The sequence below is a fragment of the Parabacteroides vesiculifaciens genome (assembly GCF_049860805.1).
Lineage (GTDB): Bacteria > Bacteroidota > Bacteroidia > Bacteroidales > Tannerellaceae > Parabacteroides.
The window spans coordinates 2,935,955-2,947,618 of the sequence record NZ_CP187555.1 but is presented as its reverse complement, the minus strand read 5'-3'; the positions used below and the strand labels follow the sequence as shown (position 1 = coordinate 2,947,618).

Sequence of the window (11,664 nt, the reverse complement as noted above, 5' to 3'; positions counted from 1 at the left end):
CTTAGCTTTTATAATACAGATATATATAAATATAACGGTATATGTTGGTTCTAAGTTGCAAATATAAGAAATATATTACTTTATATAGCGGTCTACTGCTTTTTTGATAGATTGCAATCCGAAATCGTCCGGATTCAACCGGTTGGCGGGCAGGATAATGATCTCGGCAGCATCGTCTTCAGCCTTTGCTCCGTCGAAGGAATCGGTGAGGCATTCGAAAAACATATCGACCGTATGCACTTCGAAGCCGCAATAGGGATAGAGGTTGGGTATGGAAAAAAGGTAGCGGCAACCGGTGATGTCGAGGCCTGTTTCTTCCTTCACTTCCCGGTGGGCTGCTTCTTCTGCCGATTCATGCATATCGACAAAGCCACCCGGCAGATCGAGCGTCCCTTTGGCAGGTTCTTTGGCCCGGCGTACCAGCAGCAATTCTCCTTTGGGGTTACGGATAAAGCAGGCAACGGCCGAGGAAGGATTGAAATAATAGACGAACCCGCAGGCCGTACAGTGTTTGGCTTTCTCGTTGCGTTCCACAAATGCCCTGGCTCCGCATTTTGGGCAATATTCAAATTGATGTAAAGGATGCATAAGAGTTAAAAGTTGAAAGTTGAAAGTGGAGAGTTGAAAATATGGCTTGTCGCAACTTTCAACTTTTAACTTTCAACTTTCAACTGAAATTTATTTTACTTCCCAACCCAGTGCGCTTGCGCCTAATACGGCAGCATCGCTTTCTTTCAATTGAGAGAATAATAATTTAGTCTTGCCTTCGAACACTTTCAGCATGTTCTTTTCCATTGAACGTTTGATCGGGTTCATGATCAGATCGCCGGATTTGGTCAGACCGCCGAACAGGATGATCGCTTCAGGACTTGAGAAAGCAACGAAATCAGCGAATGCTTCACCTAAGATATTACCTGTGAACTCGAAGATCTCCAAAGCCAACTTGTCGTTCTTCATCGCTGCGTCATACACATCTTTTGATGTGATTTCGTCCGGATCCAATTCGCGAAGCAGGCTGTCATCCTTACGGATTTCCAGAAACTCGCGTGCGGTACGGGCAACACCTGTAGCCGAAGCATACGCTTCCAGACAACCCTGACGACCGCAACCGCAAGGACGTCCGTTGTTACGGCGCATGATCACGTGACCCAACTCGCCTGCAAATCCGTCATGTCCGTAAACTAAGTTACCACCGATTACGATACCGCTACCGACACCGGTTCCCAGTGTGATCACGATAAAGTCTTTCATACCGCGGGCAGCGCCATACGTCATTTCACCGATAGCAGCCGCATTCGCATCGTTTGTCAATGCTACTGGCACACCACCCAATTTTTCGCTGATCAATTGGGCCAAAGGAATTTTACCTTTCCAGGGAAGGTTCGGTGCAAATTCAATACAACCGTTAAAGAAGTTACCGTTCGGAGCTCCTACGCCAATACCTTTTATTTTGTCCACGCCACCAGCCTGGTCGATCACTAATTTCAAGCCATTAGCAAGTTCGCTGACATAATCGTCGATGTCAGTATACTTTCCGGTTTTAATTGAACTACTGTACAAGATTGTTCCTCTTGCATCTACTACGCCAAAAACAGTATTGGTACCACCTATATCGATACCTACTACATAAGGCTTCTCCATGATTTTATATTTTAGATTAATAATGCTTTTTCTGGAAAGCAAATATAAGAGGAATCTGGTAAGGCGCAATGATTTTATTCAAAAAAAACCGAAATAGGCGTGAATATGTTACCTTATATGTTATTTAGCAGGTAAAATTTCAATCCAGTAATCGTCCGGGTCGTTGATGAAATACAATCCCATCTCGTTATTTTCGAAACAGATATATCCGAGTTCACGGTGGTATTCGCGTATCTCGTCATAATTACCGGCTACACGGAAACAGAGATGGCTTTCATTGTCTCCCAATTCGTACGCTTCTTTCCGGTCGCGAAGCCAGGTCAGTTCCAATAGAAAGCCTGTCTCATTGTCCGTCAGGTAGACCAAAATAAAGGAACCGTCTGCCGCTTCCTTGCGGTGATGTTCTTTCAAACCAAGCGCTTTTCCATAAAACGCAATACTTCTGTCCAGATCCAGGACATTAATATTAAAATGATCAAATCTACTCTTTATCTCCATACTCTCTCTATTTTTCAATTTTCAATTCTTAATTTTCAATCCTCAAATGTCTGTCCCTTCCCCCGGAACGGAAATCAGCACGTACCGGCAACCGTGCGATTCTGCATAAGGCCCGAAAGCAACTACTTCCGCCGGACGTTCCCAGAAATGCATCGGGACAAAGATATTGGTTTTGATGCGATCTACAAACTGTTGTGCACCGCGCATGAAGTCGGTCCCGATGCGCGGATCGACCGGAAACATGGCGACATCCAGCTTGTCGGCCACTTTCACCAGGTCATCTAACTCTTTCAGATAATTCTTTTCCGCTTCCGCTACTTCTTCGGGAGTCGATTCGTCTTTCCAATGCCAGTTATTCAGGTCGCCGGCATGGAAAAGCCGTTTCCCTCCGGCATCAATCAGGAAGGATATACCGGAGTCTGTCGATCCGAATGCCTCGATCCGCAGGTTGTGATCCTCATAGGTATCTTCTTTTTTGAGATAGATCGCATCTTCTTTTCCGGCTCGTCCCCGTTTAAGGATATCTTTCGAAAATATGTAAACGATATCTTTCTTATAATTTTTCCATCTCAATACTTCCGGGTTGAAATGATCGGGATGGAAATGGGATGCTAATATATATAATGTACCCGCGCGATTCAACAATTCCTCATGTACAAAGCCCTTTTCCGGTGATTTCCCTGTGTCTTTGTAATAATCGATCAAAATGGCAAATCCGTCTGCCTCGATAGCAAAACCGCTATGATAGATATAAGTAAGTCTCATTCCTATTTTTCCTTTCTTTTTATAAACAAAACACGGAAAGTTGCATTCTTGTTGTGCAAAGGTAAAATTGGTAAGAATATTTGTTTTTTCAAAATAAAAATCCGATTTTTGAGGCATCATTCGCTTATTGAATGACAACAACCTAAAACCATATAACTATGGCAACATTTATCAATCCTTTTGTAGATAGAGGCTTTAAGCATCTTTTCGGACAAGAAGACAGTAAGGAACTTCTTATCGACCTGTTGAACGGCCTGTTCGAAGGTGAACGGGTAATCACGGAATTATCTTTTTTGAATGTGGAAATGCCGGCGGAAAGTACGGATAGCCGTGCGGCGGTTTTTGACCTGAAATGCAAGGACAATGAGGGTCGTATTTTCATCGTCGAAGTACAAAATGCTCCTCAAACTTATTTTTATGAACGAGGTTTATATTATCTTTGTCGTATTATCAGCGATCAGGACCGGCGTGGAAATGATTGGAAGTTTGAACTTTATCCGGTGTATGGTATTTTTCTTTTGAATTTTAAATCCGGGAAGACGGATAAAGTGCGTACCGATATTGTATTGGCGGATCGTGAAACCGGAAAACAGATGAGCGACACGATGCGCCAGATCTATTTGGAGATGCCCTTCTTCAATAAGGAAGAGGCTGAATGTAAAACGAGTTTAGATTATTGGCTTTATACACTAAAGTATATGGAAAAGTTGGAAACATTACCGTTCAAAGGTCAGAAACAGCTGTTTGAAAAATTGGAAAGGTTGGCAAAGATAGTCAACATGAACAAGAAAGAACGCATGGAATACGAGGAAAGCCTCAAAATATATCGAGATAATCAGGGTGTATTGGATTATGCTATTGAGAAAGGATATATGGAAGGTGTTGAAAAGGGTTTAAAAGAAGGTATGGAAAAGGGTATAAAGGAAGGTATGCAAAAGGGAATGCAAAAAGGATTGGAGAAAGGAATGCAAAAAGGTATGGAGAAAGGAATGGAAAAAGGTATGGAGAAAGGCATATATTTGGTGGCAGCCAAGATGAAAAAGCAAGGAATAGACTTTGCTACCATTACCTCAGTTACGGGCCTGAACGCTGAAACGATTGCGACATTGTAGAATCTGAGAAATCAAAAGAAAGCCGTTTGTCCATGATTAAGACAAGCGGCTTTTTTGAATATTACAACTTTATCTCCAACCTTTCCATCATCACTCCGGTCTTCCGGCGTGCATCGGCCACATCCAGTCCGCGGGCCAGCAGCACAGCCATACGGCGATGTCCGTGAACCTCCGGCTTGCCAAAGAAACGCATTTGTGTGTCCGGTTGTTCCAGTACCTTATCTAAGTTGCCTAACGAAAGCTGGTTGCTGTCCCCTTCGACCACAACGGCACGCGAAGCGCCTGCACCGTGGAAAGCAATGTTCGGGATCGGCAAGCCCAATACGGCACGGGCATGCAAGGCGAATTGCGAAAGGTCTTGCGTGATCATCGTGACCATTCCCGTGTCATGCGGACGGGGAGAGACTTCGCTGAAAATAACCTCTTCGCCCTTCACAAACAATTCTACCCCGAAAATACCGCGGCCACCAAGCGCCTCTGTGATCTTGCCTGCGATCTCGCGTGCCTTTTCTTTGGCAACAGGGCTCATCGCCTGTGGCTGCCAGGACTCGCGATAGTCGCCGTCGACCTGTATGTGCCCGACCGGTTCCAGGAATGAAGTACCCCCGATATGGCGAACCGTCAGCTGGGTGATTTCGTAATCGAAATCGACAAAGCCCTCCACGATCACCTTTCCGGCGCCGGCACGTCCGCCTTCCTGCGCGTAATGCCAGGAGCGGTCGATGTCTTCCTCTTTGCGGATCACGCTCTGTCCGTGTCCGCTCGAACTCATGATCGGCTTGACGACACAGGGCATTCCGATCACTTTGACAGCCTCGATAAACTCTTCTTCCGTCGCGGCAAAGCGGTAAGGAGAGGTCGGCAAGCCTAATTCCTCGGCTGCCAGGCGGCGGATACCCTCGCGGTTCATGGTCAACCAGGTGGCACGGGCAGTCGGGATCACGTGGAATCCTTCTTTTTCCAGTTCCATCAACGTCTGTGTCGCGATAGCTTCCACTTCGGGAACGATATAATCAGGTTTTTCTTTTTCTACAATCTCACGCAAAGCATCTCCGTCCAACATCGATACTACATATGAACGGTGAGCGACCTGCATGGCCGGGGCGTCTGCATATTTGTCCAATGCGATCACTTCCACTCCATAACGCTGTAATTCGATTACAAACTCTTTGCCTAATTCACCGGAACCGCAAAGCAAAATCTTTGTTGCGGTAGCCGATTTCGGTGTTCCTATTGTTACCATATTAAATTGATGTAATGTTGTTTTTTCTTATAAGGCACAAAGGTAGGGTAATATCGGCAATTAACAAGAAGAGCATAGGAATGTATTTTTAATTTGATGTGGATGTATTTCCTATTTGATGTAAGTGTAATTTGTTTTCGACGTCGTCGTGTATATTCTCGACGTTGCCGTATATATATTCGACATCGTCGAGAATATACACGACGACGTCGAAAACAAAATGGATGCAGTAAAATGTAGGACGGATTCTGAAGCATCGGAAGTTAGATGCTGATGTAAATATAACCTTTTGCGAAGGAATATGAATCTTTATGCGGTTAACATAGGTTAAATATTAGTACCTTGTGATACAAGGTATCTTGGTAAGATATATATTTGTGGCAGTTAATAACAAAATATTTTCCTATTTGTGTAACAATTTTGCAAAATGTTCGTCTAATAGAAAAAGCAACAACAAATATGATGATTCATCTGGAAGGAATTAACAAAACGTATTTCAACGGTGCGCCGCTGCATGTATTGAAAGGTATAGACTTGGATATAGAGAAGGGAGAGATGGTGTCTATTATGGGCGCGTCGGGATCGGGAAAATCCACCTTGCTGAATATCTTGGGGATACTGGATACATACGATACGGGAACCTATACCTTGAACGGACAGTTGATCCGCAATCTGAGCGAAACCCGAGCGGCCGAATTACGCAACCGGATGATCGGTTTCATCTTCCAGTCCTTCAATCTGATTTCATTCAAAAATGCGATGGAAAATGTAGCGTTGCCCCTGTACTACCAGGGGGTAAGCCGCAAGAAGAGGAATGCTATGGCGTTGGAATATCTGGATATGGTCGGTCTGAAGGACTGGGCGGAACATATGCCGAACGAAATGTCCGGCGGACAGAAACAGCGTGTCGCCATTGCACGCGCCCTGATTGCCAAACCTCAGGTGATCCTGGCGGACGAGCCGACCGGAGCGTTGGACAGCAAGACGACGGTCGAGGTGATGGAGCTGCTCCGGAGAGTGAACCTCGAAGGGTTGACGATGGTGATCGTGACGCACGAACAATCGGTGGCCGATGCGACTGACCGGATCGTACGTGTCAAAGACGGTTTGATAGAAACAATAGAAAAAGGGTTGGGACATGTTTGACTTTGATAATTTCCGAGAAATATGGAGTACGATCCAGAAGAATAAACTCCGTACCTTCCTGACCGGCTTCTCCGTGGCATGGGGGATCTTCATGTTGATTGTCCTCTTGGGGGCAGGCAACGGGTTGAAGAACGGGATCATGTCGAACTTCAGCAATTTCAGCTTGAACCGGGTGGAGACATGGCCGCGCTACACGAGCAAGCCGTACAAGGGCATGCAGATGAACCGCAGGATCGAATACAAGGATGAAGACCTGGTCGCCATCCCGCGTGAAAACCCTGAAGTAGACTTGATCACGGCGAGTATCAGCCGGAGCGATACGCTTTCCTACGGAGACGAATATAACGCCTATTCCTTAAACGGCGTGCATCCGTCGAAGGCGGTGATCGACAATATTGAAATGACGGCTGGGAACGGCCGCTTTATCAATGATATAGATGTAAAGGAAAAAAGGAAAGTGATCGTCCTGAGCCCCCGTATGAAAGAAGTGCTTTTCAAAGGCGCAGACCCGCTGGGCAAATATGTGAATGCCGGAAGTGTCGCCTACCAGGTGATTGGCGTCTATAAGACGGAAAACAACGACAACAACGCGCCGGCCTATATCCCTTTCAGCACGGCGCAGACCTTGTATAATGCCGGCTACGGGTTGGATGAGATCGTCTTTACGGTGAAAGGCGTTTCCACACAAGAAGAATTTGACGCTTTCGAGAAACGTTTCCGCGAGCAGATGGGAGCACGGCATAAGTTCGACCCCGAAGACCGCCGGGCGATCGGAATGTGGAGCACGCTCGAAAACTTCATGATGCTGAACGGGATGTTGAACGGCATCGCTCTCTTTATCTGGGTGATCGGTATCGGGACACTGACCGCCGGCATTGTAGGCGTGAGCAACATCATGCTGATAACGGTACGGGAACGGACGAGGGAGTTCGGCATCCGGAAGGCGATAGGGGCGACTCCGTTTTCCATCCTGAAACTGATTATTGTCGAGTCCATCCTGATCACGGCGGTATTCGGTTATTTGGGCATGATCTTAGGAATCGGGTTGACGGAAGGGATCAATTCGGTCATGGAGATGATGAATGCCGGAAAGGATCTTTCACGGGATGACATGAGCATCTTCCTGAACCCGACGGTGAACCTCAATGTGGCGTTGTCTGCTACGGCCCTGATCATCGGGGCAGGCGTGCTGGCCGGCTATTTCCCTGCCCGCAAGGCGGTCAAGATCACGGCGATTGAAGCTATGCGTAATGAATGAAAAGATTTATGATTTTAGATTTATGATTTATGGCGTCAAGCGGAATAAAGTTAAATCATGGATCGGGAATCATAAATCATAAATTATAAATCATAAATCAAAGTAAAATGTTTGATATAGATCGCTGGGTGGAAATATGGGTGACGATCACCCGTAATAAAACCCGTAGCCTGCTGACCGGCTTCGGAGTGTTCTGGGGCATCCTGATGCTCGTGATCCTGTTGGGCTCCGGCAACGGTTTGAAGAACGGCGTGTTGAAGAACGTCGACGGTTTTTCGACGAACTCTGCATTCTTCTTTTCCGAACGGACCGGCGAACCTTACAAAGGGTATAAGAAAGGACGTTACTGGCAGATGCGCAACCGCGACTTGGAGACGATCCATCAGCGTGTGAAAGGGGTGCGCTATCTTTCGCCGATGATTATGCAATGGGGCGGACAGAACAATGTGGTGAGAGGCCAGAAGGCGGGGACATACAACGTGCGTGGCGTCTATTCCGAATACTTCAATATCGAAACGCAGCATATCTTGGCAGGACGTCTGTTGAACGAAATCGACATGATCGAGAAGCGTAAGGTATGCCTGATCGGTAATATCGTGCGAGAAGTCCTTTTCACCCCGGATGAAGATCCTATCGGGCAGTACATACGGGTGAACGGCATCTATTACCAGGTAGTGGGTGTGATCAAGCCGAAGCCCCGTGTCCAGATCGGCGGGCGTACGGAGGAGAGCGTGATGATCCCGTTCAAGACGCTCCAGCAGGCTTCCAACCAGGGAGATAAATTCTGGTTCCTGTGTGCGACGGCCGATGGCGGTTACTCCTGTGATAAGATGGTGGAAGACATAAAGACGGTCCTGCGTTCGCAGAACGAGATTTCCCCGACAGACGAACATGCCATCAGCAGTTTTACGATAGCCAAGCAGTTTGAAACATTCGATATGCTGTTTACCGGCATTAATATTCTGGTCTGGCTGGTCGGTATCGGCACGTTGCTGGCCGGTATCATCGGGGTGAGCAATATTATGATGGTGACGGTCCGGGAGCGGACGCGCGAGATCGGGGTGCGCCGTGCGATCGGAGCGAAGCCTTTCGATATTATATCGCAGATCATGAGCGAGAGCTTGCTGCTGACATCCCTTGCCGGGCTGATCGGGCTTAGCGTCGGTGTGTTCCTGCTCGATGTGGTGAACAATGCGATGGCAAGCGGCGGCGGAGAGGCGTCTAACGAGACCTATTTCTCCAATCCCGAAATCCATATCGGAACAGCGGTGGCGTCTACCGTAATCCTACTGTTCAGCGGCCTCCTCGCCGGGTTGATCCCTGCCTGGCGTGCTATGCAGATCAAGGCTATTGATGCTATTAGGGAAGAGTAAATTGGATTTATGATTTATAATTTATGATTTATACGTTGATACAAATCATAAATCATAAATCTGAAATCATAAATATTTCCATTGTCAATTAAAAAAGAATATAGTTATGAAGAATCGTATCGTAAAAAAAGCCCTGCGGATCATCTTTTTGGTATTAGTGGGAGCTGCTGTTGTCGGCACTTTCTATTTCTTGTGGAAGAAAGCGCAACCCGTCATTACCGTCTATGAGTTGGTTACTCCTGCACGTGACACGATTGAGACGAAGACCGTGGCGACCGGAAAGGTCGAACCTCGTGATGAAGTCCTTATCAAACCGCAGATGTCGGGTATTATCTCCGAACTGATGAAAGAAGCCGGACAGATGGTGAAAGAAGGGGAGATTATTGCCCGTATCAAGGTGATCCCTGAAATGGTCCAGTTGAACAGCGCCGAATCGCGTGTGCGGGTGGCGAAGATCAGCCTCGAACAGATCAGCGCTACCTTCAAGCGGGATGAAGAGTTGCATAAGCAGGGCGTTATCTCCAAAGAAGATTACGAGACTTCTCTTGCCAACTATAAGAAGGCGCAGGAAGAGGCCGAGAACGCCCAGGACGCTCTTGAGATCATCCGCGAGGGGATCTCCAAACGGTCTGCCGCTTCCAGTACGACACAGGTCCGTTCCACCATCACCGGCATGATCTTGGATGTGCCTATCAAGGTCGGCAACTCGGTGATCCAGTCGAACACGTTCAATGACGGTACGACGATTGCGACCGTTGCCGATATGAACAATATGATCTTTAAGGGGAAAGTAGACGAGACGGAAGTCGGCCGCATCCACGAAGGGATGCCGATCAAACTGACGGTCGGCGCAATGGAAAGCCGCACGTTCGATGCCGAACTGGAATATGTGGCTCCTAAGGGAGTGGAAGAAAACGGGGCCGTGCTGTTTGAAGTGAAGGCTGCCGTGCATATGCCCGGCGATGCTTTTATCCGTGCCGGCTACAGTGCCAATGCCGAGATCGTGCTGAAGCGTGCGGAGAATGTCTTGGCCGTACCCGAAAGTTGCGTCGAGTTTAGCGGCGACTCTACTTTCGTGCAGGTGGTAAAAGCGGAAAAGCCAGAACAACAGTTTGAAAAGCGGGCCGTTAAGGTCGGTTTGTCCGATGGCATCAAGATCGAGATAAAGGAAGGTCTTGCCGAAAACGAAAAGATACGCGGGGCGATTGCCGATCCGAATAAGAAATAATTGTAAACGATAAAATGATGAGAAGCCAATTAATAATAGCTACGACTTTGTTCCTTTCCGGCACTTTTGCCTGGGGGCAGGAATCCGCCAAACAATGGTCTTTGGAAGAATGCATCCGTTACGCGATCGAGCACAACATCGATCTGAAGCAGAAAGAACAGGACCAGGAAAGCCGGAAAGTGGAATTGAACACCAGCAAGTTCAGTTGGTTGCCCGATCTGAATGCCAATGTCGGGCAGAACTTCGACTTCGGCCGTTCTCCCTCCAAATCGGGTGTGATTGTGGATCAGAACTCGGCCAATACCTCGGCCTCCGTTTCTTTGAGCATGCCGGTGTTCGACGGTTTGCGCATCCCGAACGATATCGCCGCCCGCAAGCTGGATCTGAAAGCGGCTGTCGAGACGTTGAACAAGGCGAAGGAAGACTTGTCTATACAGGTCGCTTCCTTCTATGTGCAGGTCCTGTATAATAAGGAAGTCCAGAAGATAGCCGAGTTGCAGGTCGCACTGAGCAACGAGCAGGTCGTGAAGACCGAAGCGTTGGTAAAGAACGGGAAAGTCCCCCTTTCCCAGCTATACGATATGAAAGCGCAGCTGGCCAAGGACGAAGTGTCGTTGACCGAAGCGCGCAACAATGTGAAACTGGCATTGCTCGACCTGACGCAAAGCCTCGAACTGGAGCGCGACGGTGAAAACTTCGACATCGTAGTCCCTGAGGTTGAAGATGCCGTCGAACAATATATGAGCAGCATCCTCCCGCCTGACAATGTCTATGATCATGCCGTTGCTTTCAAACCGCAGATCAAGGAACAGGAATATCTCTTGGAAAGCCAGAAGAAGATGCTGAAAGTGGCTCAGGCCGGCTACTATCCGAAACTGAATTTCGGCGCCAGCTACAGCAACGGTTACTACCATTATTCCGGCGATGGCGACTATACGAACCTCGCTTTCAGTGATCAGCTGAAGAATAACGGGCGTAAAACGATCGGGTTCAGCTTGAGCATCCCGCTGTTCAACCGTTTCCAGGTCCGCAACAATGTCCGTTCCGCCCGTATCGGCATCCGGAACCGGGAGTTGATGATGGAGAATACGAAGAAAGTGTTGTATAAGGAAATCCAGCAAGCCTATTATAATGCGACCGCCGCCCAGGATAAATACACCGCATCCGACAAATCGGTCCTCGCCAGCAAAGAAGCTTTCTCTTATGCCGAAGACCGTTATGCCGCCGGCAAGAGCACAGTCTTCGAATACAGCGAAGCCAAGACGAAGTATGCCCAAAGCCTGTCCGAACAGGCTCAAGCCAAGTATGACTTCATCTTCCGCACCAAAATCCTGGACTTCTATAACGGCACACCCATAACACTATAACATATTTAGGTTAGACACATTTGTTTAAGAAAA

Annotated in this window: 11 protein-coding genes; 6 read left to right on the top strand and 5 right to left on the bottom strand. The window is 47.6% G+C overall.

The genetic code is table 11. The annotated features are described in order from the left end of the window. Window positions 1-75 precede the first annotated feature (75 nt). From ACPYIV_RS11960 to ACPYIV_RS11945, 4 genes are all read right to left on the bottom strand, one after another. Complete coding sequence (locus ACPYIV_RS11960) at window positions 76-588, bottom strand: NUDIX domain-containing protein (protein ID WP_293732777.1); 513 nt, start codon at window positions 586-588, stop codon at window positions 76-78. Window positions 589-678: 90 nt separating this feature from the next. Continuing rightward, a complete protein-coding gene (locus ACPYIV_RS11955) occupies window positions 679-1,641 on the bottom strand; it encodes an ROK family protein (RefSeq protein WP_293732776.1) in 963 nt (320 codons plus the stop codon). Window positions 1,642-1,761: 120 nt separating this feature from the next. After that, entirely contained in the window at window positions 1,762-2,139 is a 378-nt protein-coding gene (locus ACPYIV_RS11950; protein ID WP_293732775.1) for a VOC family protein, read from the bottom strand. 42 nt (window positions 2,140-2,181) lie between these two features. After that, window positions 2,182-2,904: an MBL fold metallo-hydrolase gene (locus ACPYIV_RS11945; protein WP_425883188.1), complete on the bottom strand. Its 723-nt coding sequence runs from the start codon at window positions 2,902-2,904 to the stop codon at window positions 2,182-2,184. Window positions 2,905-3,062: 158 nt separating this feature from the next. Here ACPYIV_RS11945 and ACPYIV_RS11940 point away from each other — a divergent pair, with 158 nt between their 5' ends. Beyond that, window positions 3,063-4,016 (top strand): Rpn family recombination-promoting nuclease/putative transposase, encoded by a 954-nt coding sequence (locus ACPYIV_RS11940; RefSeq protein WP_425883186.1) that lies wholly within the window; start codon window positions 3,063-3,065, stop codon window positions 4,014-4,016. 61 nt (window positions 4,017-4,077) lie between these two features. Here the strand turns inward: ACPYIV_RS11940 and purT are convergent, their stop codons facing one another. Continuing rightward, window positions 4,078-5,259, bottom strand: a complete 1,182-nt coding sequence (gene purT / locus ACPYIV_RS11935) for a formate-dependent phosphoribosylglycinamide formyltransferase (RefSeq protein WP_425883184.1) — start codon at window positions 5,257-5,259, stop codon at window positions 4,078-4,080. A 462-nt stretch (window positions 5,260-5,721) separates the two neighbouring features. On the opposite strand from purT, the gene ACPYIV_RS11930 reads away from it, so the two are divergent. The 5 genes from ACPYIV_RS11930 to ACPYIV_RS11910 all read left to right on the top strand — a co-directional run bounded on the left by ACPYIV_RS11930 (window position 5,722) and on the right by ACPYIV_RS11910 (window position 11,631). Further along, on the top strand, window positions 5,722-6,405 hold the full coding sequence (locus ACPYIV_RS11930; protein WP_293732783.1) for an ABC transporter ATP-binding protein: 684 nt from the start codon (window positions 5,722-5,724) through the stop codon (window positions 6,403-6,405). After that, the gene (locus tag ACPYIV_RS11925; protein ID WP_425883182.1) at window positions 6,398-7,663 is read left to right on the top strand and encodes an ABC transporter permease; all 1,266 of its coding nucleotides are present in this window, start codon (window positions 6,398-6,400) and stop codon (window positions 7,661-7,663) included. The genes ACPYIV_RS11930 and ACPYIV_RS11925 overlap by 8 nt, the downstream gene beginning before the upstream one ends. Before the next feature lie 107 nt (window positions 7,664-7,770). Continuing rightward, on the top strand, window positions 7,771-9,036 hold the full coding sequence (locus tag ACPYIV_RS11920; RefSeq protein ID WP_425883180.1) for an ABC transporter permease: 1,266 nt from the start codon (window positions 7,771-7,773) through the stop codon (window positions 9,034-9,036). A 106-nt stretch (window positions 9,037-9,142) separates the two neighbouring features. Beyond that, a complete protein-coding gene (locus ACPYIV_RS11915) occupies window positions 9,143-10,264 on the top strand; it encodes an efflux RND transporter periplasmic adaptor subunit (RefSeq protein WP_293732769.1) in 1,122 nt (373 codons plus the stop codon). 17 nt (window positions 10,265-10,281) lie between these two features. Continuing rightward, a complete protein-coding gene (locus ACPYIV_RS11910; protein WP_293732768.1) occupies window positions 10,282-11,631 on the top strand; it encodes a TolC family protein in 1,350 nt (449 codons plus the stop codon). The last annotated feature ends 33 nt before the right edge of the window (window positions 11,632-11,664 follow it).